This is a genomic window from Mycobacterium sp. 20KCMC460 (assembly GCF_022179425.1).
GTDB lineage: Bacteria > Actinomycetota > Actinomycetes > Mycobacteriales > Mycobacteriaceae > Mycobacterium > Mycobacterium kiyosense.
Genome location: NZ_AP025524.1, coordinates 3,873,255 through 3,896,502 on the forward strand (window position 1 = coordinate 3,873,255; position 23,248 = coordinate 3,896,502).

General features: G+C 68.2%; 21 protein-coding genes and 1 tRNA gene. 12 read left to right on the plus strand and 10 right to left on the minus strand.

Going from position 1 to position 23,248, the window contains the following annotated elements:
- Window positions 1–34 precede the first annotated feature (34 nt).
- On the plus strand, window positions 35–637 hold the full coding sequence (locus MKCMC460_RS17965; RefSeq protein WP_236982762.1) for a hypothetical protein: 603 nt from the start codon (window positions 35–37) through the stop codon (window positions 635–637).
- The gene (locus MKCMC460_RS17970; protein WP_236982760.1) at window positions 634–2,034 is read left to right on the plus strand and encodes a site-specific integrase; all 1,401 of its coding nucleotides are present in this window, start codon (window positions 634–636) and stop codon (window positions 2,032–2,034) included. Before MKCMC460_RS17965 ends, MKCMC460_RS17970 begins: the two co-directional genes overlap by 4 nt.
- A gap of 101 nt (window positions 2,035–2,135) precedes the next feature.
- On the opposite strand, the gene MKCMC460_RS17975 is transcribed toward MKCMC460_RS17970, so the two are convergent.
- The 4 genes from MKCMC460_RS17975 to MKCMC460_RS17990 all read right to left on the minus strand — a co-directional run bounded on the left by MKCMC460_RS17975 (window position 2,136) and on the right by MKCMC460_RS17990 (window position 3,853).
- Window positions 2,136–2,210: transfer RNA gene (locus tag MKCMC460_RS17975), tRNA-Val, on the minus strand.
- 51 nt (window positions 2,211–2,261) lie between these two features.
- Window positions 2,262–2,723 (minus strand): peroxiredoxin, encoded by a 462-nt coding sequence (locus tag MKCMC460_RS17980; RefSeq protein ID WP_236982758.1) that lies wholly within the window; start codon window positions 2,721–2,723, stop codon window positions 2,262–2,264.
- Complete coding sequence (locus MKCMC460_RS17985; protein ID WP_180914008.1) at window positions 2,723–3,133, minus strand: DUF3052 domain-containing protein; 411 nt, start codon at window positions 3,131–3,133, stop codon at window positions 2,723–2,725. The genes MKCMC460_RS17980 and MKCMC460_RS17985 overlap by 1 nt, the downstream gene beginning before the upstream one ends.
- 129 nt (window positions 3,134–3,262) lie before the next feature.
- A complete protein-coding gene (locus tag MKCMC460_RS17990) occupies window positions 3,263–3,853 on the minus strand; it encodes a hypothetical protein (RefSeq protein WP_236982755.1) in 591 nt (196 codons plus the stop codon).
- 160 nt (window positions 3,854–4,013) lie between these two features.
- Here MKCMC460_RS17990 and aceE point away from each other — a divergent pair, with 160 nt between their 5' ends.
- The 7 genes from aceE to MKCMC460_RS18025 all read left to right on the plus strand — a co-directional run bounded on the left by aceE (window position 4,014) and on the right by MKCMC460_RS18025 (window position 13,967).
- Window positions 4,014–6,803: a pyruvate dehydrogenase (acetyl-transferring), homodimeric type gene (gene aceE / locus MKCMC460_RS17995; RefSeq protein ID WP_236982753.1), complete on the plus strand. Its 2,790-nt coding sequence runs from the start codon at window positions 4,014–4,016 to the stop codon at window positions 6,801–6,803.
- 286 nt (window positions 6,804–7,089) lie between these two features.
- Window positions 7,090–8,418 (plus strand): CdaR family transcriptional regulator, encoded by a 1,329-nt coding sequence (locus MKCMC460_RS18000; RefSeq protein WP_236982751.1) that lies wholly within the window; start codon window positions 7,090–7,092, stop codon window positions 8,416–8,418.
- Window positions 8,419–8,558: 140 nt separating this feature from the next.
- The gene (locus MKCMC460_RS18005) at window positions 8,559–9,467 is read left to right on the plus strand and encodes an ACP S-malonyltransferase (RefSeq protein ID WP_236982750.1); all 909 of its coding nucleotides are present in this window, start codon (window positions 8,559–8,561) and stop codon (window positions 9,465–9,467) included.
- A 75-nt stretch (window positions 9,468–9,542) separates the two neighbouring features.
- Window positions 9,543–9,890: a meromycolate extension acyl carrier protein AcpM gene (gene acpM, locus MKCMC460_RS18010; RefSeq protein ID WP_036359271.1), complete on the plus strand. Its 348-nt coding sequence runs from the start codon at window positions 9,543–9,545 to the stop codon at window positions 9,888–9,890.
- The gene (gene kasA / locus MKCMC460_RS18015) at window positions 9,887–11,137 is read left to right on the plus strand and encodes a KasA/KasB family beta-ketoacyl-ACP synthase (RefSeq protein ID WP_236982747.1); all 1,251 of its coding nucleotides are present in this window, start codon (window positions 9,887–9,889) and stop codon (window positions 11,135–11,137) included. The genes acpM and kasA overlap by 4 nt, the downstream gene beginning before the upstream one ends.
- 81 nt (window positions 11,138–11,218) lie before the next feature.
- Window positions 11,219–12,472, plus strand: a complete 1,254-nt coding sequence (gene kasB / locus MKCMC460_RS18020) for a 3-oxoacyl-ACP synthase KasB (RefSeq protein WP_238304657.1) — start codon at window positions 11,219–11,221, stop codon at window positions 12,470–12,472.
- Between the two features lie 73 nt (window positions 12,473–12,545).
- On the plus strand, window positions 12,546–13,967 hold the full coding sequence (locus MKCMC460_RS18025) for an acyl-CoA carboxylase subunit beta (protein WP_236982745.1): 1,422 nt from the start codon (window positions 12,546–12,548) through the stop codon (window positions 13,965–13,967).
- Between the two features lie 38 nt (window positions 13,968–14,005).
- On the opposite strand, the gene MKCMC460_RS18030 is transcribed toward MKCMC460_RS18025, so the two are convergent.
- The 3 genes from MKCMC460_RS18030 to MKCMC460_RS18040 all read right to left on the minus strand — a co-directional run bounded on the left by MKCMC460_RS18030 (window position 14,006) and on the right by MKCMC460_RS18040 (window position 17,561).
- Window positions 14,006–15,301 (minus strand): MFS transporter, encoded by a 1,296-nt coding sequence (locus tag MKCMC460_RS18030; RefSeq protein WP_236984016.1) that lies wholly within the window; start codon window positions 15,299–15,301, stop codon window positions 14,006–14,008.
- 152 nt (window positions 15,302–15,453) lie between these two features.
- Window positions 15,454–16,989, minus strand: a complete 1,536-nt coding sequence (locus MKCMC460_RS18035) for a glycerol-3-phosphate dehydrogenase/oxidase (protein WP_236982743.1) — start codon at window positions 16,987–16,989, stop codon at window positions 15,454–15,456.
- The gene (locus tag MKCMC460_RS18040; RefSeq protein WP_236982741.1) at window positions 16,989–17,561 is read right to left on the minus strand and encodes a TetR/AcrR family transcriptional regulator; all 573 of its coding nucleotides are present in this window, start codon (window positions 17,559–17,561) and stop codon (window positions 16,989–16,991) included. Before MKCMC460_RS18040 ends, MKCMC460_RS18035 begins: the two co-directional genes overlap by 1 nt.
- Before the next feature lie 47 nt (window positions 17,562–17,608).
- Between MKCMC460_RS18040 and MKCMC460_RS18045 the strand changes: the two genes are divergently transcribed.
- From MKCMC460_RS18045 to MKCMC460_RS18055, 3 genes are read left to right on the plus strand one after another with little or no spacing between them, the layout of a single operon-like run.
- A complete protein-coding gene (locus MKCMC460_RS18045; RefSeq protein WP_370653188.1) occupies window positions 17,609–19,189 on the plus strand; it encodes an FAD-binding oxidoreductase in 1,581 nt (526 codons plus the stop codon).
- Window positions 19,186–20,127: a diacylglycerol kinase gene (locus MKCMC460_RS18050; RefSeq protein WP_370652872.1), complete on the plus strand. Its 942-nt coding sequence runs from the start codon at window positions 19,186–19,188 to the stop codon at window positions 20,125–20,127. The genes MKCMC460_RS18045 and MKCMC460_RS18050 overlap by 4 nt, the downstream gene beginning before the upstream one ends.
- Window positions 20,128–20,158: 31 nt before the next feature.
- Complete coding sequence (locus MKCMC460_RS18055; RefSeq protein ID WP_309297881.1) at window positions 20,159–20,656, plus strand: hypothetical protein; 498 nt, start codon at window positions 20,159–20,161, stop codon at window positions 20,654–20,656.
- Here the strand turns inward: MKCMC460_RS18055 and MKCMC460_RS18060 are convergent.
- The 3 genes from MKCMC460_RS18060 to MKCMC460_RS18070 form a co-directional block, all read right to left on the minus strand.
- Window positions 20,653–21,165: a DUF3145 domain-containing protein gene (locus MKCMC460_RS18060; protein WP_236982737.1), complete on the minus strand. Its 513-nt coding sequence runs from the start codon at window positions 21,163–21,165 to the stop codon at window positions 20,653–20,655. The genes MKCMC460_RS18055 and MKCMC460_RS18060 overlap by 4 nt on opposite strands.
- Window positions 21,166–21,338: 173 nt before the next feature.
- Window positions 21,339–22,160 (minus strand): serine hydrolase, encoded by an 822-nt coding sequence (locus MKCMC460_RS18065; RefSeq protein ID WP_236982735.1) that lies wholly within the window; start codon window positions 22,158–22,160, stop codon window positions 21,339–21,341.
- The gene (locus MKCMC460_RS18070) at window positions 22,157–23,215 is read right to left on the minus strand and encodes a class I SAM-dependent methyltransferase (RefSeq protein WP_236982733.1); all 1,059 of its coding nucleotides are present in this window, start codon (window positions 23,213–23,215) and stop codon (window positions 22,157–22,159) included. Before MKCMC460_RS18070 ends, MKCMC460_RS18065 begins: the two co-directional genes overlap by 4 nt.
- Window positions 23,216–23,248 lie beyond the last annotated feature (33 nt).

Here is a 23,248-nt window from a genome sequence, read left to right on the forward strand (position 1 = left end):
TGTGGTGAATGTCTAGTACGTAGAGTCACCTAGTATGAGTTCGCGCAAAGGTGACTCCCCGAAACCGCAGCGCGGCGATGTCGATTCGGTCGACTACGCCGACCCGGCGACCCCCGACACCCGCATCGGCCCGCTTGGGCGCATCCCCGAGCCGAGGGAGCGCGTGGCTGTCCGACTGGTCGGCCACCCCTTTACCTACGTGGTGCGCGTGCAGACCGCGAAGGACAGCGGTCCCAGAATCACCGAACTGACGATTACGGCCGGCGACGGTGGTGCGGTCGACTACGAGGCAGTGCGCGCGGTGCCGGTGCGCAGACTCGCCTACACCGCCGCGCAGTGGATCGCGCGAAAAGGCGGTCAGGTGTGGTTCTTCGGCGAGACCGTCGAAGCATGGACCCAACCGGATGTCGCGGCCCCTCCGGTCTATCAGGCAGCGAAGATCGCCGAGGAAGCCCTTGCCCTCGGGCTGCCGGTGCGCCCAACCGTCGCCGCACGACTGAATGTCAGCAAGACCACCGTTGACCGCCTGCTCAAGCGCGCGAAGGCCGAAGGATGGTTCGACGACAAACCACTACCGAAACGGCCACAACCCCCGCAACGCGACATCGAGATAACCAAGGAGACGAACCGCCGATGAGCACCGAGAACACCGCCGATCAGCAGCCCAAGCGCACCCGGCGCTCCGAGCCGATCACCAGGCGCAAGGCCAAAAGCGGCGCAACCACCTACACATTCCAGGTCGACATCGGCACTCGGCCGGACGGGACGCGCGACCGGCAGCGGTTCACCTACTCCACGCTCGCCGAAGCTCGCCGCGAGTACCGGCGCGTCACAACCGAGGTCGCGGCCGGCACGTTCGTCAAGCGCGACCGCACGACCGTCGCCGAGTTCCTGACCGAATGGCTCGACGGTCGGCGCGACGTGCGGCCAAACACGCTGGCCGGGTACCGCGACCACCTCAAACCGGTCATCGAACACCTTGGCGCGACCCCGCTGCAGCACCTGCGGACAGCCGACCTCGACGCGCTGGTGACACTGCGGCTCGCGGGCACGCCGGTTGCCCAGCGCGACAAGCGCGGTCAGCGATCCTCCGAGGTGTTGAATTACCTGCGTGAGCGGCCCGCCGGGGCGAGCTACGCCGAGCTTCACGCCGCCTTCGGCAACCCCGGCATGAAAGCGCTCGACCGCCTGGTGGCCGGCGGCGACGTGCTGCGGCCCGAGCGCGGCCGGTACATCGCAGCGCGGCCCGGTGACCCCGAGCGGCCCAAGATCGCAGGCGGCGTCAGCAACCGCACCGTGGTCACCATGCTCGGCGTTCTATCTCACGCGCTCGATGACGCGATGGCGCGCGGCCTGGTCGCCCGCAACGTCGCGCGCCTGGTCGAGCGGCCCAAGGTCGCCAACAGGGATATGTCGACGTGGACACCCGAGCAGGCCACGCGCTTTCGCGAGCACATCGCCGACGACCGCCTCGCCGCCTGCTGGCTGCTCACGCTGGCCGGTCTACGCCGCTCCGAGGTACTCGGGCTGCGCTGGACCGATGTCGATTTCGACGCCGGCACCGTGAGCATCGCTCAGGGCCGCGTCGTGGTCGCAGGTCAGGGAACGGTGACCGGCGATCCGAAGTCGCGCCGGTCCCGCCGCGTGCTGCCGATGCCGGGCGACGTGCTCGCCGCGCTGCGCACACTCAAGGCGGCGCAGGCGTCCGAACGGCTGCGGATCGGTAAGCGGTGGCCGGACACCGGCCTGGTCGCGGTCAGCGCGGACGGCTCGCCAGTGCGGCCCGAGACCTACTCGAAGATGTTCCGCAGCCATTGCGAGGTCGCGGCCGTCCCGACAATCCGGCTGCACGACGCTCGGCACACCGCCGCAACGATGCTGCTCGACGGCGGCACGACGGTAGCGGCGACCGCGAAATGGCTCGGCCACGATCCCGCGATGACGCTGCGGGTCTACGGCCACGTCTACGACGACGCGTTGGCATCGGCGGGCGACGCGCTGCTCGGTCGATCACGCGCCGGCAGCGGGCAGTGATGCGCCGCGAAATAGGCCATTCTGTCGGCCTCTTGACTCACTCTCGGCACAACGGGGGGTCGGCCTCGAATGACCCCAACGCCGTTGACCTGCAATAACACTGGTGGGCGCGGACGGTATCGAACCGCCGACCGCTGGTGTGTAAAACCAGAGCTCTACCACTGAGCTACGCGCCCTATGCCCCGGCGCAGCAGGCTACACGCCGAACCGCCCGGCACCCAAAACGCTCACTCCCGCAACGCCGCCAGCGCCGACGTCCACACCGCCCGGTCGCGCGCCTCGCCGGGCTGCTTCATCTCGGCGAACCGGATGATCCCCGCCTTATCGACCACGAACGTGCCGCGGTTGGAGATGCCGGCCGCGTCGTTGAACACCCCGTAGGCCTGGCTGACCGCGCCGTGCGGCCAGAAGTCCGACAGCACCGGAAACAGGAACCCGCTCTGCACCGCCCAGATCTTGTGGGTGGGCGGCGGACCCACCGAAATGGCCAGCACCGCGGTGTCGTCGTTCTCGAATTCCGGCAGGTTGTCCCGCACGGCGTCCAGTTCGCCCTGACAGATCCCGGTGAACGCCAGCGGGAAGAACACCAGCAGCACGTTCTTGGCGCCGCGGTAAGCCCCGAGCGAGACGGGCTGGTTGTTCTGGTCGCGCAGGGTGAAGTCGGGGGCGGTGGCTCCGACGTCGAGCATCAGCGCTTACCGGTCCGCGACTTCGGCTGGACCAGTCGACTCGCGCTCCAGTTGCCCAGGTTCACCGAGGAGGTCGGCATCAGGCCGGCGGTGGGCGCCGCCTCGGCGATGTCAGCGGGCTGCACATGTCCGGGCCGGCCGGTCTTGGGCGTCAGCACCCAGATCACGCCGTCCTCGGCCAGTGGGCTGATGGCGTCCATCAGGATGTCCACCAGGTCGCCATCGTTGTCGCGGTACCAGAGCAGCACGACGTCGACGACCTCGTCGGTGTCCTCATCGAGCAGCTCGCTGCCGCAGGCATCCTCGATGTCGGCACGGATGTCGTCGTCGGTGTCCTCGTCCCAGCCCCACTCCTGGACAACCTGGTCCCGTTGGATGCCCAACTTGCGAGCGTGATCCGCCGCGACCACCGTGGAACCTCCCTCTACCAACCACACGAGAAGCAATCGACGCTATCGTCGCACAGGCACCGTCGAGTTCATACGGCTAGCCCACGCACAGTTTCCGCAGCCCGGCCGAGCCCCGATCGGCCACCCGGTTCAGATGAAGCCCTTGCAGGAATCCACCGCCCGCGACTTCGCCTTGTTGAAGGCATCCACCCGCCGGTTGAACTCCGACGGCCCTACGTGGGTGGAGATGGCGTTGGCCACCGCGCGGGCCGCATCGCTGTAGGCCTTGAAGGCGTCGCGCTGCTCGGGCGACAGCGCGTTGTTGATGCTGCTGGTCACGGTGTTGGCGCCGTTGTTGAGGGCGTCGATCGCCGGACCCTCGGTCGGGCCGGTGTTCTTCCCGGCGTTGAGCGCCGCGACGTAGGCGTTGACTTTGTCGATGGTGTCCGAGACCGCGTTGCCCAGGGTGCCGCACGAGGTGCGGATCATGCTGGTCGTCACGGATTGCTGCCGCTGGGATTCCCGCACGCTCGAGGTCACCGACGACGCCGACACCGACGCCGACACCGAGGACCGGTATGCCGGTGCCACATTGGTGTCGGCCACGCCGCTTCCGTCGGCGATCTTCGTGCAGCCGACGACTCCGATCGTCATCACCGCAACACATCCCAGAGCCAGGGCGCCTCGCCTGGGGAACTCCCCCACGTGCCTGCGAGGGACGGCACGCCATCCAGTGAGCACGGCATGGACGTTACCGCGTCCCGATCCCAAATGCCCCACTAGCACCTACTTCGGGGTCTGCCAGCGGTCACCCACGGCAAGTACCCGCGCTCGGCTCCGGTGCGGCACGATAGAGGGGCGGCCACCCAAGCCGATCCCCCGCCAACTACAGGAGCGGAAGTTGACCACCGAGTTCGCCCGCAACGATCTAGCCAAAACCTCAAGCAGCACAAGCGAACCCGATCGAGTTCGGGTGATCCGCGAAGGCGTGGCCTCCTATCTGCCCGACATCGACCCCGAGGAAACCTCGGAGTGGCTGGAGTCCTTCGACGAATTGCTGGAGCGCTCCGGCCCGGCGCGGGCCCGCTATCTGATGCTGCGGATGCTGGAACGGGCCGGTGAACAGCGGGTGTCCATCCCGGCGCTGACCTCCACCGACTACGTCAACACCATCCCGACCGAGTTGGAGCCCTGGTTCCCCGGCGACGAGGACGTCGAGCGGCGCTACCGGACCTGGATCCGGTGGAATGCGGCGATCATGGTGCACCGCGCGCAACGGCCCGGTGTGGGCGTCGGGGGCCACATCTCGACCTACGCCTCCTCCGCTGCGCTCTACGAGGTCGGGTTCAACCACTTCTTCCGCGGCAAGTCGCACCCCGGCGGCGGGGATCAGGTGTTCATCCAGGGGCACGCCTCGCCGGGGATCTACGCCCGCGCGTTTCTCGAAGGCCGGCTGTCCGAGGACCGCCTCGACGGTTTCCGGCAGGAACACAGCCATTCCGGCGGCGGGTTGCCGTCCTACCCGCACCCGCGGTTGATGAGCGACTTCTGGGAATTCCCGACGGTGTCGATGGGTCTGGGCCCACTCAACGCCATCTACCAGGCGCGGTTCAACCATTACCTGCACGACCGCGGCATCAAGGACACCTCCGACCAGCACGTGTGGTGCTTTTTGGGCGACGGCGAGATGGACGAGCCGGAGAGCCGCGGGTTGGCGCACGTCGGCGCGCTCGAGGGGCTGGACAACCTGACCTTCGTGATCAACTGCAACCTGCAGCGCCTGGACGGCCCGGTGCGCGGCAACGGCAAGATCATCCAGGAGTTGGAGTCGTTCTTCCGCGGCGCCGGCTGGAACGTCATCAAGGTGGTGTGGGGCCGCGAGTGGGACGCCCTGCTGCACGCCGACCGCGACGGCGCGCTGGTGAACCTGATGAACAGCACCCCCGACGGCGACTACCAGACCTACAAGGCCAACGACGGCGCCTACGTGCGCGATCACTTCTTCGGCCGCGACCCGCGCACCAAGGCGCTGGTGGCCGACATGAGCGACTCGGAGATCTGGAATCTCAAGCGCGGCGGCCACGACTACCGCAAGGTCTACGCCGCCTACCACGCCGCGCTGGCCCACAAGGGGCAGCCGACGGTGATCCTGGCCAAGACCATCAAGGGCTACTCGCTGGGCGCGCACTTCCAGGGCCGCAACGCCACGCACCAGATGAAAAAGCTTGCGCTGGAAGACCTCAAGCGGTTTAGGGACTCGATGCGTATCCCGGTCAGCGACGCCCAGCTGGAAGAAAACCCCTACCTGCCGCCCTACTACCACCCCGGCGCCGACGCCCCGGAGATCCGCTACCTGCTGGACCGACGCCGCACCCTGGGCGGGTTCTTGCCCGAGCGCCGCACCAAGGCCAAGGCGCTCAAGTTGCCCGGCCGCGACGCCTACAAAGCGCTGAAGAAGGGGTCGGGCAACCAGGAGGTCGCCACCACCATGGCGTTGGTGCGCACCTTTAAGGAATTGTTGCGCGACAAGGAGATTGGGCCGCGGATCGTCCCGATCATTCCCGACGAGGCCCGCACGTTCGGGATGGACTCCTGGTTCCCGTCGCTGAAGATCTACAACCGCAACGGCCAGTTGTACACCGCTGTCGACGCCGAGTTGATGCTGGCTTATAAGGAGAGCGAAGTCGGCCAGATCCTGCACGAAGGCATCAACGAGGCCGGGTCGGTGGGGTCGTTCACCGCGGCGGGCACCTCGTACGCCACGCACAACGAGCCGATGATCCCGCTCTACATCTTCTATTCGATGTTCGGGTTCCAGCGCACCGGCGACGGGCTGTGGGCCGCGGCCGACCAGATGGCCCGCGGGTTCGTGCTGGGCGCGACGGCGGGGCGCACCACGCTGGTCGGCGAGGGTCTGCAGCACGCCGACGGGCATTCGCTGCTGCTAGCGGCCACCAATCCGGCGGTGGTCGCCTATGACCCGGCATTCGCCTACGAGATCGCCTACATCGTCGAGAGCGGCCTGGAGCGGATGTTCGGTAAGAACCCGGAGAACGTCTACTTCTACATCACTCTCTACAACGAGCCGTATGCGCAGCCGCCCGAGCCGGAGAACTTCGACCCCGAGGGCTTGCTGCGCGGCATCTACCGGTACCGCGCGGCCAAGGAGAAGCGGTCCAGCACCGCGCAGATCCTGGTTTCCGGGGTGGCGATGCCCTCGGCGCTGAAGGCCGCCGACATGCTGGCCGAGGAGTGGGACGTGGCCGCAGACGTCTGGTCGGTGACCAGCTGGGGCGAGCTCAACCGTGACGGCGTGGCGGTGGAGAAGCACCGCCTGCGGCATCCCGACGAGCCGGCCGGGACCGCATACGTGACGAAGGCCCTGAAGGACACCCGCGGGCCGGTGGTGGCGGTGTCCGACTGGATGCGGGCAGTGCCCGAGCAGATCCGGCCGTGGGTGCCCGGAACCTATGTCACGTTGGGTACCGACGGGTTCGGGTTCTCCGACACCCGGCCCGCCGCGCGGCGTTATTTCAACACCGACGCCGAATCCACGGTGGTCGCGGTGCTCGAGGCGCTGGCCCGCGACGGCGAGATCGACCCGTCGGTGGCCGTGGCGGCCGCCCGTCAATACAAGATTGACGACGTCGAGGCCGCCCCCGAGCAGACCTCCGATCCGGGCGTCGCCTGACGCACGTCGCATCTCCCCACCGATCCCCTCCTCTCCGCCGAGCGTCACGCTGGCGTGACACCCGACGCCCAACGTCACGCTGGCGCTCCCCCAGGCACGCGGGTACCACGCCCCCGCCCCCACCCCGGCGTCGCTCCCGCCCCCACCCCCCGCCGAGCGTCACGCTGGCGTGACACTCGACGCCCAACATCACGCTGGCGCACCCCCCGGCACGCGGGTACCAAAGCCCCCGCCAGCCGCCCCACATTTAGCGGAACCTTCCAGAAAACAGGCGTAGCTTTTAGGTGTGAATGACAACGCCTTCGCGGGACCGTTTGCCAACCTGCCCAAACCCAGGTCCCCGCTGGAGCTGCTGGACACCGTCCCCGACTCGCTGCTGCGGCGGTTGAAGCAGTATTCGGGCCGGCTGGCCACCGAGGCGGTCTCGGCCATGCACGAGCGGTTGCCGTTCTTCGCCGACCTGGAAGCCTCCCAACGGGCCAGCGTCGCGCTGGTGGTGCAGACCGCGGTGGTCAACTTCGTGGAGTGGATGCAGGACCCGCACAGCAACGTCAGCTACACCGCACAGGCCTTCGAGCTGGTGCCGCAGGACCTGACCCGGCGTATCGCGCTGCGCCACACCGTGGACATGGTGCGGGTCACCATGGAGTTCTTCGAGGAGGTCGTGCCGCTGCTGGCCCGCTCCGAGGAGCAGCTGACCGCGCTGACGGTGGGAATCCTGAAGTACAGCCGCGATCTGGCGTTCACCGCGGCCAGCGCCTACGCGGATGCCGCCGAGGCGCGGGGCGCCTGGGACAGCCGGATGGAGGCCAGCGTCGTGGACGCGATAGTCCGCGGCGACGCCGGCCCGGAGCTGCTCTCCAGGGCGGCCGCGCTGAACTGGGACACCACCGCGCCGGCCACGGTGGTGGTGGGAACCCCGGCGCCCGGCCGCGACGGCGCCGAAGACCCGGGCCCCAGCCGCGCCAGTCAGGACGTGCGCGACGCCGCCATCCGGCACGGCCGGGCTGCCCTGACCGACGTGCACGGCACCTGGCTGGTCGCCATCGTCTCGGGCCAGCTGTCGCCGACCGACAAGTTCTTCAAGGAGCTGATGGAGGCGTTCTCCGACGGCCCGGTGGTGATCGGCCCGACGGCGCCGATGTTGACGGCGGCCTATCACAGCGCCTCCGAGGCGATCTCGGGGATGAACGCGGTCGCCGGCTGGCGGGGTGCGCCGCGGCCGGTCCTGGCCCGCGAGCTGCTTCCTGAGCGGGCTCTGATGGGCGATGCGTCGGCCATCGTGGCGCTGCACACCGATGTGATGCGGCCGCTGGCGGACGCCGGCCCGACACTCGTCGAAACCTTGGACGCTTTCTTAGATTCTGGCGGTGCGATTGAGGCTTGTGCCAGGAAGTTGTTCGTTCATCCAAACACCGTGCGCTACCGACTGAAGCGGATCACCGACTTCACCGGGCGCGATCCCACCCAGCCACGCGACGCTTACGTGCTGCGCGTGGCCGCGACGGTGGGCCAGCTCAACTACCCCACGACTCCGCCCGCCGCCGCCAACATTTCGGTCCCGCCGCTTCCCTCCCCGGTCAGAGGGGGTATTGGCGGCGTATCCGGCAGATAGTGATTTAGACGACAGATCGCGGCCGTATCTCAAACATGTAGCTTAAGAGGCTATTTTGTGGGATGTATACAAAAACCTAAGACGAGGTTCATAATCTGTTACACCCCGCAAAACCGTCTTCACAGTGTTCTCTTAGACACGTGATTGCGTTGCTTGCACCCGGACAGGGTTCCCAGACCGAGGGGATGCTGTCGCCGTGGCTGGAACTGCCCGGCGCAGCAGACCAGGTTGCCGCATGGTCCCAGGCCAGTGGCCTGGACCTGGCCCGATTGGGCACCACGGCGTCGATGGAGGAGATCACCGACACCGCCGTCGCCCAACCGCTGATCGTGGCCGCCACGCTGCTCGCCCATCAGGAGCTGACCAGGCGCGGAGCCCTCGCCGGCCGGGAAATGGTGGTCGCGGGTCACTCTGTCGGCGAGATCGCGGCTTACGCCATCGCCGGGGTGCTGGCCTCCGACGACGCGGTCATGCTGGCCGCCACCCGTGGCGCCGAGATGGCCAAGGCATGTGCCGCCGAGCCCACCGGCATGTCCGCCGTGCTCGGCGGTGACGAGGCCGAGGTGCTGACCCGCCTCGAGCAGCTCGACCTGGTTCCGGCCAACCGCAACGCCGCCGGCCAGATCGTGGCCGCCGGCCGGTTGACCGCCCTGGAGAAGCTCGCCGAGGATCCGCCGGCCAAGGCCCGGGTGCGCGCGCTGGGTGTGGCCGGGGCCTTCCACACCGAGTTCATGGCGCCCGCCCTGGAGGGCTACGCCGCCGCCGCGGCCGGCATCGCGACCGCCGAGCCCACCGCCACGCTGCTGTCCAACTTCGACGGCCGGCCGGTGGCCAGCGCCGCCGCGGCGATGCAGGCCCTGGTTTCCCAGCTGACCCGGCCGGTGCGCTGGGATCTGTGCACCGCATATCTGCGTGAGCAGAATGTGACGGCGATCGTGGAGTTCCCGCCCGCGGGCACTCTGACCGGCATCGCCAAACGTGAACTTCGGGGGGTTCCGACGCGTGCCGTCAAGTCACCCGCAGATCTGGACGAACTGGCAAGCCTGTAACCGCCGGGTTCCGTCCAGAACCAAGAAAGCACGTCAAATCGGTTTACACACAACATATTACGAAGGGAACTAACTGTGGCCGTCAGTCAGGAAGAAATCATCGCCGGTATCGCCGAGATCATCGAAGAGGTCACCGGCATCGAGCCCTCCGAGGTCACCCCGGAGAAGTCGTTCGTCGACGACCTGGACATCGACTCGCTGTCGATGGTCGAGATCGCCGTGCAGACCGAGGACAAGTACGGCGTGAAGATCCCCGACGAGGACCTCGCCGGTCTGCGCACCGTCGGTGACGTCGTCGCCTACATCCAGAAGCTCGAGGAAGAGAACCCCGAGGCTGCCGAGGCGCTGCGCGCGAAGCTCGAGACCGAGAACCCCGAGGCCGTCGCGAACGTCAAGTCGAGGCTGGAAGCAGAGAGCAAGTGACCAAGCCTTCCACTGCTAATGGCGGTTACCCCAGCGTTGTGGTAACCGCCGTCGCGGCGACGACGTCGATCGCGCCGGACATCGAGAGCACGTGGAAGGGATTGTTGGCCGGCGAGAGCGGCATCCACGTCCTCGAAGACGAATTCGTCACCAAGTGGGACCTACCGGCGAAGATCGGTGGGCACCTCAAGGAACCCGTCGACGTCCACATGGGCCGCCTCGACTTACGGCGCATGTCCTACGTCCAGCGGCTGGCCAAACTGCTGAGCGGGCAACTGTGGGAGACCGCAGGAGCCCCGGAGGTCGATCCCGACCGCTTCAGCGTCGTGGTCGGCACTGGTCTGGGTGGCGCCGAGCGGATCGTGGAGAGCTACGACCTGATGAACGAGGGCGGCCCCCGCAAGGTGTCGCCGCTGGCCGTTCAGATGATCATGCCCAACGGCGCCGCGGCGGTGGTGGGCCTGCAGCTCGGGGCACGCGCCGGGGTCATCACCCCGGTGTCGGCCTGTTCTTCGGGCTCGGAGGCCATCGCCCACGCGTGGCGTCAGATCGTGATGGGCGACGCGGACTTCGCGGTCTGCGGCGGGGTCGAAGGCCCGATCGAGGCGCTGCCCATTGCGGCGTTCTCGATGATGCGGGCCATGTCGACGCGTAACGACGAGCCCGAGCGCGCGTCGCGACCGTTCGACAAGGACCGCGACGGCTTCGTGTTCGGCGAGGCCGGGGCGCTGATGATCATCGAGACCGAGGAGCATGCGAAGGCCCGTGGCGCCAAGCCGTTGGCCCGGCTGATGGGTGCCGGCATCACCTCGGACGCTTTCCACATGGTGGCTCCCGCCGCCGACGGTGTGCGGGCCGGCCGGGCGATGCAGCGCTCGATGGAGTTGGCGGGTCTGTCCGCCCGCGACATCGACCATGTCAACGCGCACGGAACCGCGACGCCGATCGGCGACGCGGCTGAAGCAAATGCAATCAGAGTGGCGGGCTGTGAGAATGCCGCTGTCTACGCGCCGAAGTCGGCGCTTGGGCACTCGATCGGCGCCGTCGGCGCGCTCGAGTCTGTTCTAACGGTGCTGACCCTTCGGGACGGAGTCATTCCACCGACACTGAATTACGAGACCCCGGACCCTGAGATCGAACTTGATGTGGTTGCCGGCGAGCCTCGCTACGGCGAGTACCGCTACGCGATCAACAACTCGTTCGGGTTCGGCGGCCACAATGTGGCGCTCGCGTTCGGGCGTTACTAAGCATGGCGTTTGGCGACGAGGCGGGCCGTTACCGGCCCGAGGAGAAGCCGGACAAGCACGGAAGGAACGTTCTCTAGAGCCATGACAGAGCTGGTCACCGGGAAGGCATTCCCGAATGTGGTCGTCACCGGCATTGCCATGACGACGGCGTTGGCAACTGACGCCGAAAACACCTGGAAGTTGTTGCTGGACGGCCAAAGTGGGATTCGGACCCTCGACGACCCGTTCGTCGAGGAGTTCGACCTGCCGGTCCGGATCGGCGGGCACCTGCTCGAAGAGTTCGACAGTCAGCTGACTCGGGTCGAACTGCGACGCACCGCATACCTGCAGCGAATGTCGACCGTCATCGGCCGGCGGGTGTGGGAGAACGCCGGCAACCCCGAGGTCGACACCAACCGGTTGGCGGTGTCCATCGGCACCGGTCTGGGGTCGGCCGAGGAGCTGGTCTTCGGTTACGACGACATGCGGGCCCGCGGATTCCGCGCGATCTCGCCGCTGGCTGTGCAGAAGTACATGCCCAACGGCGCCGCGGCGGCCGTCGGGCTGGAACGCCACGCCAAGGCCGGGGTGATGACGCCGGTCTCCGCGTGCGCGTCGGGGTCCGAGGGCATCGCCCGGGCCTGGCAGCAGATCGTGCTCGGCGAGGCCGACATGGCGATCTGCGGCGGCGTGGAGACGCGGATCGAGGCGGTGCCGATCGCCGGGTTCGCCAACATGCGCATCGTGATGTCCACCAACAACGACGACCCGGCCGGTGCCTGTCGCCCGTTCGACAAGGACCGCGACGGCTTCGTGTTCGGTGAGGCCGGCGCATTGATGGTGATCGAGACCGAGGAGCACGCCAAGGCTCGCGGCGCCAACATCCTGGCCCGGATCATGGGGGCCAGCATCACCTCCGACGGTTTCCACATGGTGGCGCCGGACCCCAACGGCGAGCGCGCCGGGCACGCGATGTCCCGCGCGATCCAGCTGGCGGGCCTGACCCCCAACGACATCGACCACGTCAACGCGCACGCCACCGGCACCCAGGTGGGTGACGTGGCCGAAGGCAGGGCCATCAACAACGCGCTGGGCAGCAACAAGCCGGCGGTGTACGCGCCGAAGTCCGCGCTGGGCCACTCGGTGGGTGCGGTAGGCGCGGTGGAGTCGATCCTGACCGTGCTCGCGTTGCGCGACCAGGTCGTGCCGCCGACACTGAACCTGGTCAACCTGGATCCCGAGATCGATCTGGACGTGGTGGCCGGCAAGCCTCGGCCGGGCAATTACCGCTACGCGATCAACAACTCGTTCGGATTCGGCGGTCACAACGTGGCGATCGCGTTTGGACGCTATTAGGCGGCGCACCAAGAAAAAGCCAAGCTTCATCGGATAAACCCGGAACATACCTGGCGAACTTAGGAGATCTGCGATGACAATCATGGCCCCCGAGGCAGTTGGCGAGTCGCTCGACCCCCGCGATCCGCTGTTGCGTCTGAGCAACTTCTTCGACGACGGCAGTGTGGAACTGCTGCACGAGCGGGACCGTTCCGGGTTGCTGGCCGCCGCCGGCACCGTCAACGGGGTGCGCACCATCGCGTTCTGCACCGACGGCACCGTGATGGGCGGCGCCATGGGGACCGAGGGTTGCCAGCACATCGTCAACGCCTACGACACCGCCATCGAGGAGCAGTGCCCCATCGTGGGGATCTGGCACTCCGGCGGTGCCCGGCTGGCCGAGGGGGTGCGTGCGCTGCACGCGGTCGGCACGGTGTTCGAGGCGATGATCCGGGCCTCGGGCTACATCCCGCAGATCTCGGTGGTGGTCGGTTTCGCCGCCGGCGGCGCCGCCTACGGGCCGGCGCTGACCGACGTCATCGTGATGGCCCCGGAGAGCCGGGTGTTCGTCACCGGGCCCGACGTGGTCCGCAGCGTCACCGGCGAGGACGTGGACATGGCGTCGCTGGGTGGTCCCGAGACCCACCACAAGAAGTCCGGGGTGTGCCACATCGTCGCCGACGACGAACTCGACGCCTACGAGCGCGGCCGCGAGTTGGTCCGGTTGTTCTGCCAGCAAGGGCATTTCGACCGCAGCAAGGCCGAGGCCGGGGACACCGACATCAAGGCGCTGCTGCCCGAGTCGGCTCGACGGGCCTATGACGTGCACCCCATCGTGACCGCGATCCTGGACGCCGACGCGCCGTTCACCGAGTTTCAGGCCAAGTGGGCACCGTCCATGGTGGTCGGTCTGGGCCGGCTCTCGGGCCGCACGGTCGGCGTGCTGGCCAACAACCCGCTGCGCCTCGGCGGCTGCTTGAACTCCGAAAGTGCCGAGAAGGCAGCGCGTTTCGTGCGCCTGTGCGACGCGTTCGGCATCCCCCTGGTGGTGATCGTCGACGTGCCCGGCTACCTGCCCGGTGTCGACCAGGAGTGGGGCGGGGTGGTACGACGCGGCGCCAAGCTGCTGCACGCCTTCGGTGAGTGCACCGTGCCGCGGGTCACCCTGGTCACCCGAAAGATCTACGGCGGGGCCTACATTGCGATGAACTCGCGTTCACTCAACGCGACCAAGGTGTTCGCCTGGCCGGACGCCGAGGTGGCCGTGATGGGCGCCAAGGCCGCGGTCGGCATCCTGCACAAGCGCAAGCTGGCGGCCGCGCCCGAGCACGAGCGCGAAGCGCTGCACAACGAGCTGGCCGCCGAGCACGAGCGGATCGCCGGTGGGGTGGACAGCGCCATCGACATCGGTGTGGTCGACGAGAAGATCGACCCGGCGCACACTCGCAGCAAGCTCACCGAGGCGTTGGCTCAGGCGCCCGCTCGCCGTGGCCGCCACAAGAACATCCCGCTGTAGATCTCTCTGTCGCGAGCGCGAAATGCCAAGCAGTGGCGTTACACTCGCGGGTCTCGTTCCGCACCGACCAGCGCGTCGGCCTCCGCCTGGGTTTCCACTGACGGACCGGATCCCGGCAGTGGCTTGCGCGCGACTTCGGGCATGAAGCGCAGCGTGATCACCCCGACCAGGCCCGCCACGATCAGCATATAGGCCGGCACCATCGGGTTGCCGGTGCTCGAGATCAGCGCTTGTGCGATCAACGGCGTGGTGCCGCCCACCGCGGAGATCGCGACGTTGTAGGAGATCGCCAAGGCGCCGTAGCGCACTCGGGTGGGAAACAACGCCGGCAGCGCCGAGGGGGTGGTGCTGTCGAAGCACAGTTCCATCAAGCCCACCAACAGCACACCGAGGAACACCACCGGGTAGAGGCCGCCGGAGCGGATCAGCAGGAACGCCGGGACCGACGCCGCCAGCAGCAGGCCGCAGCCCGTCCACATGATCGGTTTGACCCCGATGCGGTCGGACAGTTTGGCGACGAACACCACCGCCGCCATCAGGATCGCCAGCACGATGACGATCATCACCAGCCCGACATTCTCAACGCCCACAACCACTTTCAGGTATGTCGGCAGATATCCGGTCATCATGAAGTCGGCGACCTGGGAGGTCAGCACCAACGCCGCGCAGATCAGCATCGGCCGCCACTGCTCCACGATGGTGTCCCGAAACTGTTGCGGCACATCCTCTTCGGTGGCGCCGTGATCCAGATGGGTGAAGGCGGGCGACTCTTCCAGCTGCAGCCGCATGTAGAGCGCGATCAGCCCCAGCGGCGCACCCAGCAGCAGCGGCAGCCGCCAGCCCCACGCCAGCCAGTCGTCGTCGGGCAGCCAGGCCTGCAGGCCGGTGACCAGAAACCCGGCCACCACGAAGCCGACCAGGTTGCCCAGCGGCAGGAACCCGACCATCATGCCGCGTTTGCGGTCGGGCGCCTGTTCCACCAGATAGGTCATCGCTCCGGTGAACTCGCCACCGGTCGACAAACCCTGGAAGATGCGGGCGATCACCAGCAGGATCGGCGCCCAGATGCCGATCGCGCTGTAGCCGGGTAGCAGACCGCTCAGGGTGGTGCCGGTGGTCATCAGCAGGATGGTGATCACCAGCACCCGCTTGCGTCCGATCCGGTCGCCGAGCGGGCCGAAGATGAATCCGCCCAGCGGTCGCACCACGAACGCGGCGGCCAGCGTGCCGAAGGTGGCGATCAGGTGCACCGCGCTGACGCTGTGACCGGGGTAGAAGACCTGCGCAATCGTGGTGGCGATGTAGCCGTAGACGCCGAAGTCGTACCACTCCATGAAGTTGCCAATCGCGGTGCCCGCGATGGTTCGCGCGACCGTTTCCGGGTGGGTGACCGTGATCTGGTCGCGCGTCCAGCGCTGCGGCTGGCTTTGGGTGTCCACCGGTGGTTTCTTACCCCAACTGCAGGGGGTCGAACCCACTGCCCCGCTCAGCTGACCCCGGCCAGGAACTCCGCGGCGACCGCGACCACTTTCGCGCGGTCGCGTGGCACCAGGCCGATGCGGGTCCGGCGGTCCAGAATGTCGGCTACATCCAGCGCACCCTCGTGGGTGACGGCGTACTCGAATTCGGCCCGGGTGACGTCGATGCCTTCGGCCACGGGTTCGGTGGGCCGCGGGCAGCTGGCGGTGGTCACCACGCTGGCCGCCTCGGCGCCGTAGCGGGCCACCAGGGACGACGGCAGGCTGGCCGGGCTGGCGGCCGGACCAGGGTTGGCCGGCGCGCCGATCAACGGCAGGTTGCGGGTCCGGCACGCCCCCGCGCGCAGGTTTCGCAGGCTGATCGCCCGGTTCAGCACGTCTTCGGCCATGTAGCGGTATTCGGTCAGCTTGCCGCCGACCACGCTGATCACCCCGGTGGGTGACTCGACGACGGCGTGATCGCGCGACACGTCGGCGGTGCGGCCCGCTCCGGTGTCGATCAGCGGGCGCAGACCCGCGTAGCAGCCGATCACGTCGGCAGCCGTGACGGTGGTGCCCAGCGCGGTGTTCACGGTGTCCAGCAGGAAGGTGATCTCCTGCGACGACGGTTGCGGCACATCGGGAATGGGGCCCGGGGCGTCTTCGTCGGTCAACCCGAGGTAGATCCGGCCGAGTTGTTCGGGCATCGCGAACACGAATCTGTTGATCTCCCCGGGAATCGGAATGGTCAGTGCCGCAGTCGGATTGCCGAAAGCGGCGGCGTCGAACACCAGATGCGTTCCGCGGCTCGGCCGCAACTTCAGCGCCGGGTCGATCTCGCCGCCCCACACGCCCGCTGCGTTGATCACGGCCGCGGCCGTCAGGTCGAACGATTGCCCGGTGCGCTGGTCGGTCAGCGTCGCCGAGGTGCCGGTGGCCGCCGAGGCGGCCACGTAGGTCAGGATGCGGGCGCCGTGCTGAGCGGCGGTACGCGCGACCGCCGTCACCAACCGGGCGTCGTCGATCAGTTGACCGTCGTAGTTCAGCAATCCGCCGGCCAGACCGTCCCGCTTGACGGTGGGCGCCATCGCGATCACGCGCCGGGCCGGGATCCGCCGCGACCGCGGCAAGGTCGAGGACGACGTACCGGCCAGCACCCGCAACGCGTCGCCGGCCAGGAAGCCGAACCGCACCAGCGCCCGGTTGGCGTGACTCATCGACGGCAGCAGCGGAACGAGTTGGGGCATCGCGTGGACCAGGTGAGGGGCGTTGCGCGACATCAGGATTCCGCGTTCGATGGCGCTGCGCCGGGCGATGCCCACGTTGCCGCTGGCCAGGTAGCGCAGGCCGCCGTGCACCAGTTTCGAGCTCCAGCGGCTGGTGCCGAAGGCCAGATCGTGTTTTTCCACCAGCGCGGTCCGCAGCCCGCGGGAGGCGGCGTCCAGCGCGATCCCGGCGCCGGTGATGCCGCCTCCGATCACCAGCACGTCGACCGGCTCGCCGTCGGCCAGGGCGGTCAGGTCGGCGGTGCGGCGCGCAGCGTTGAGCGCGGTGGAGTGTTCCATCAGGACAGGTATCCGTTCAGCGTGTAGGTGAGTTGTTCGGCCAGCGCGTCGTCGTCGAGGATCGGTTTGACGATGTCGGCGGATTGGATGGTCGACTGCGCGATGAGCAGGATCATGGTCGCGAGTTGGCGCGGGTCGCCGTCGCGGACGCTGCCGTGGCGCTGGGCAAGCTCGAGCCGGGTGGCCAGGCCGTCGATCAGGAACTGCTGGCTGGTGCCCAGCCGCTCGGTGAGGTAGACGCGGGCCAGCTCCGAATGCATGACCGATTTGATCAGTTCGTCGCGGCGCAGCCGGTCGGTGACTGCCACGACCTGTTTGACCAGGCCCTGCCGGTCGTCGCCGTCGAACGGCGCGTCCTGCATCACGGCTTTGATGTGGTTGGTCAGCAGGGTCGACATGATCGACTGCGTGTCGGGCCAGCGCCGGTAGACGGTGGGACGGCTGACGCCGGCGCGGCGGGCGATCTCGGCGAGGGTGACGCGGTCGGCGCCGTAGTTGACGACGCAGCTCGCGGCCGCGGCCAGGATCCGGTCCCCGGTGTCCGCATGCGTGGCGTTACTGATTGACACCATGTGTAATACTGTAACGCATGACGCACGCCGAGGAACTCCTTCCGCCGATGAAATGGAACGCCTGGGGAGATCCCGCCGCGGCCAAGCCGCTCTCCGACGGCATCCGCGGCTTGCTCGAGCAGGTGGTGGGCCTTGCGGATTCCGACGAGGTCGAACTCGAAGCCGATCGGGTGCGACTGCGTCCCTGCGTCCTCACCCAGCAGGATCAGGATGCGCTGACCAAGATCGTCGGCGCGGAATACTTTCGCACCGGCGACCGCGACCGGTTGCTGCGAGCCGGCGGTAAGTCCACTCCGGACATGTTGCGCCGCAAGAACACCGGCGTCCAAGATGCGCCGGACGCGGTGCTGATTCCCGGCGACGACCAGACGGTGCTGGAGATCCTGCGCTACTGCTCCGAGCACGGCATCGCGGTCGTGCCGTTCGGCGGCGGCACCAACGTCACCGGCGGCCTCGATCCCGTCCGCGGCCGGTTCGGCGCCGTGGTCTCGCTGGACCTGCGTCGCTTCGACGAATTGCATTCGCTCGACGAGGTTTCCGGCATCGCCGAACTCGGGGCCGGGGTCACCGGCCCGAACGCCGAGCGCCTGCTCGGCGAGCACGGCTTCTCGCTGGGGCACTTCCCGCAGAGCTTCGAGTACGCGACCATCGGCGGCTTCGCGGCGACGCGCTCGTCGGGCCAGGATTCGGCCGGCTACGGCCGGTTCAACGACATGATCATCGGGCTGCGCATGATCACCCCGGTCGGCGTATGGGACCTGGGCCGGGTGGCGGCGTCGGCGGCCGGACCCGACCTGCGCCAGCTGGCGATCGGCTCGGAAGGCGTGCTCGGCGTCATCACCAAAGTGCGCCTGCGGGTGCACCGCAAGCCCGAGACGACCCGTTACGAGGCATGGTCGTTCCCCGACTTCGCGACCGGAGTGGCGGCGCTGCGCGCCATCACCCAGATCGGCACCGGCCCCACCGTGGTGCGGCTTTCCGACGAGACCGAGACCGGCGTCAACCTGGCCACCCACGAGTCGATCGGCGAAGAACAGTCCGCCGGCGGGTGTTTGGGGCTGACGCTGTTCGAGGGCACCACCGAGCACGCCGAGAGCAGGCACGCCGAGACGCGCGCCGTGCTGGAAGCCCGCGGCGGAAAGTCGCTGGGCGAAGGTCCGGCCCGGGCCTGGGAGCACGGCAGGTTCGGCGCGCCCTATCTGCGCGACTCGCTGCTGGCCGCCGGAGCCCTGTGCGAGACGCTGGAAACGGCCACCGACTGGTCCAACATCCCGGCGCTGAAGGCCGCGGTCACCGAAGCGCTGACCACCTCGCTGGGCGAATCGGGCACACCCGCCCTGGTGATGTGCCACGTATCGCACGTCTACCCGACCGGGGCGTCGCTGTATTTCACCGTGGTGGCCGGGCAGCGCGGCAACCCGATCGAGCAGTGGTTCGCAGCCAAGCGGGCCGCCTGTGACGCCATCATGGCCACCGGCGGAACGATCACCCATCACCACGCGGTCGGCGCCGATCACCGCGCCTGGATGCCTGAGGAGATCGGCGAGCTGGGTGTGCAGGTGCTGCGCGCGGTCAAGGCGACACTGGACCCGGCGGGAATCCTCAACCCCGGCAAGCTGATTCCGTGAGCGCAGAGCCGGCCACCGGGCCGCTGGGCCGTCGCGAAATCGGCAGGGTGACCGCACTGACCAATCCGCTGTCCGGGCACGGGGCCGCGATCGAGGCGGCCCGGCGCGCGATCGCCCGGCTGCACCACCGCGGGGTGGAGGTCGTCGAGATCATCGGCGACGACGCACAGGATGCCCGTTATCTCGTTGCCGCTGCGCTGGAGAAGGGCACCGACGCGGTGATGGTCACCGGCGGCGACGGCGCCATCTCCAACGCGCTGCAGGTGCTGGCGGGCACCGAGGTCCCACTCGGCGTCATCCCGGCCGGGACCGGCAACGACCATGCCCGCGAATTCGGCATTCCCACCAAGGATCCCGAGGCCGCCGCGGACATCGTGGTGGACGGCTGCACCGAGACGATCGACCTGGGCCGGATCACCGGCAGCGACGGTTTCCAGAAGTGGTTCGGCACCGTGGCGGCCACCGGCTTCGACTCGCTGGTCACCGACCGGGCCAACCGGATGAGCTGGCCGCACGGCCGGATGCGGTACTACATCGCGATGCTGGCCGAGTTGTCACAGCTGCGGCTGCTGCCGTTCCGGCTGGTGCTCGACGGCAAGCGCGAGATCGAGGCCGATCTGACGATGACGGCGTTCGGCAACACCCGCAGTTACGGCGGCGGAATGCTGATCTGCCCCAACGCCGATCGCGCCGACGGCCTGCTGGACCTGACCATGGTGAAGTCGCAGTCGCGGACCAAGCTGATCCGCTTCTTCCCCACCGCGCTGAAGGGCACGCACGTCCACCTCGACGAGGTGACCACCGCGCGCGCCAAAACCGTCGAAGTCGAGTGCCCCGGAATCAACGTGTACGCCGACGGCGACTTCGCGTGTCCGCTGCCCGCCGAGATCTCGGCGGTGCCGGCCGCGCTGCGGGTACTGCGACCCCAGCGGCTGTAACGGTAGGGTCACCGCGACCGACATGTTCGGCATGTCCGGTTTCGGCAAGGCCTTGACGACCGCGGCGGTGGCCGCGGTTTCGCTGTGCGTGGCGCCGGCGGCCTCCGCCGGTGACGTGGCGTCCTGGAACGGCGAGTACGTGATGGTGCTGGAGGCCAACGCGAAGTCGGGCACCAGCGTGGCGGCCGGTCAGCCCGAATTCGCCCACCGCACAACCGCGGTCCTGAGCTCCAGCTGCTCGGCGGGCAGCTGCGTGGCTACCGTGACCAATCCTGCTCCGCCCAAGAACGAATCCATGCCGCGCACAGTCGAATTCACCTGGAACGGTGCCCAGTGGGTGCGTGAGATGACCTGGCAGTGGGATTGCCTGCTACCCGACGGCAGCGTCGAATACGACCCGGCCCGGTCGATAACCGTTTACACACCAGGGCAATACGGCATCCTCACCGGGGTGTTCCACACCGACATCGCCAGTGGCGCCTGCAAGGGCAACGTCGACATGCCGGTCTCGGCCAAGCCAGCGGGCTAGCCGACACCGCGGCTGAGCCAGGTCACCTCGCCGGCGTCGCCGCCGTCGCGATACGGCTCCAGCGCCTCGTCCCACGCGGTGCCCAGCACCGAATCCAGCTCAGCGGCAAGGGTGTCGGCGCCCTGGGCCATCAGCGTGCGCAGCCGCATCTCCCCGACCATGATGTCGCCGTTGGCGCTCATCGCCCCGCTCCACAGACCCAGTTGCGGGGTGTGGCAGAAGCGGTGGCCGTCGACGCCGGGACTGGGGTCCTCGGTGACTTCGAACCGCAGGACCGACCATGAGCGCAACGCGTTCGCCAACCGGGCACCGGTCCCGACCGGACCCACCCAGTTGGTGACCGCGCGCAACTGCCCGGGCATGGCCGGCTGCGGGGTCCACACCAAATTCGCCTTGGCTTGCAAGGTCGACGACAACGCCCACTCGACATGCGGGCACACCGCGGCCGGCGAAGCGTGGACGTACACCACGCCTGCCGTCACGTCGGCAAACTGATTCGACGCACGCATCTTCTTGCTCCTTCGGTTCCACGAGGGACGTCTTCCCCAACGACCTGGTGGACCCAGCGAGCAACGTGCCTGAGATGCCTACGCAACTATTTGTGTGTCGTGCGTGTCTATTGTGCCCTGTGAGACCTGTGTTGCGCTAGTGTGCGTTTTCCTTTTGCTCCCGCCCGGGCGCTCTAACCCAGGTATTCGCCCAGCACCGCGTCGGAAAGTGCAGGCCAGGGCGCCAGCGCCCAGTCGCCGAAATCGCGGTCGGTCAGCACCACCAACGCCAGATCCGCGGCCGGATCCGCCCAGAGGAAACCGCCCGACTGGCCGAAATGACCGAAAGTGCGCACCGAGTTGTGCGCCCCCGTCCAGTGCGGCGACTTCGAATCCCGCAGCTCGAAGCCCAGGCCCCAGTCGTTGGGCCGCTGGGCACCGTATCCGGGCAGCACCCCGTTGAGGCCGGGAAACTGGACGTCGATGGCCTGGGCGTGCATCTGCGCCGACACCGTGACCGGACGCAGCAGATCCCCGGCGAACAGCGCCAGGTCGTCGACGGTCGAGGTGGCCCCGTAGCCGGCCTGGGCGGCGCCGCCGTCGAGGCGGGTGGTCGTCATGCCCAACGGCTCGCACACCGCTTCGGTGAAGTAGCGGCCGAACTCGATGCCGGACTCCCGCTCGAGGGTCTGCGCCAGCACGGCGAACCCGTAGTTGGAGTAGATCCGGCGGGTGCCCGGTTTGGCCAGCACGTCCCCGGTGAGCATGGCCAGTCCCGACGCGTGCGCCAGTAGGTGGCGGACGGTGGACCCGGGCGGCCCGGCTGCGGTGTCGAGTTCGACGACGCCCTCTTCGACGGCGATCTGCGCGGCGCGCGCCACCAACGGCTTGGTCACCGACGCCAGCGGGAACACCCGGGCCGTCTCGCCGTGGCTGGCCAGTACCCCGTCCGGCCCGACGACCGCCGCGGCGGCATTCGGGACGGGCCAGTCGTCGAGGGCTTCCAAGGCCCTCATTTGCGGGCGATGTAGAAGTAGTTGAACGGGTCCGAGTCGATCTCGGCGACCTGCACGTCGTCGAAGCCGGCGTCGGCCAGCATCGAGGTGGCCAGCTGTCGCCCCCACACCGCGCCCAGGCCGGCGCCGTCGAGCGCCAGCGACACCGTCATGCAGTGCATCAGCGAGGTCGTGTACAGATAGGTGCCCATCGGGTGGCCGATGTTGTCCTCCACCTGGCTGGACGCCTTGACGTCCGCCATCAGCAGCACCCCGCCGGGACGCAGCGCGCGGTGGATGTTCGCCAAGACCCGCGCGGGCTGCGCCTGGTCGTGGATGGTGTCGAACGCGGTGATCACGTCGTAGCTGCCGACCTTGTCCAGCCGGGCCAGGTCGTGGCTCTCGAAGGTCGAGTTGCCCAGCCCCAGCCGCGCGGCCTCCGCGCCGCCGGCGGCGACGGCTTCCGCGGAGAAGTCGATCCCGGTGAAGCGGCTGGCCGGAAACGCCTGTGCCATCAGGTTGCTCGCGTGTCCGCTGCCGCAACCTACGTCGGCCACGTCCACTCCGGCGCGCAGCCGGTCGACGAGTCCGTCGACGATGGGCAGCACGACGTCGATCAGGCCGCCGTCGAACACCATGCCGCTCATCTCGGCCATCAGCGCGTGGAAGCGCGGATATTCGCGGTAGTGCAGGCCGCCGCCGGCGCGGAAGCACTCGATGATCTGCTGCTCGACCCCGCTGAGCAACGGCACGAACTGGGCCACCACGGCCAGGTTGCGCGGACCCGCGGCCTGCGTCAGCACAGCGGCCCGGTGGGCGGGCAGCGAGTACGTCGCGGCGGCAGGGTCGTAGTCGAGGATGCGTCCGGTTGTCATGCCGCCCAACCACTCCCGCACGTAGCGCTCGTTGAGACCGGCCGCCTCGGCGATCTGCTCGCTGGTCGAGGGCGGCAGCTCGGCCATCGTCTGCAACAGACCGGTCTGGTGCCCGACGCTCAGCAGGATCGCCAAACTGGCCCCGTTGATGGCCGCGACCATGCGCTCGGTGAACGCCTCGGTGGTTTCGGGTGCCGTCATGCTCAGCGACGCTACACCGGCTGGCTGCACGGT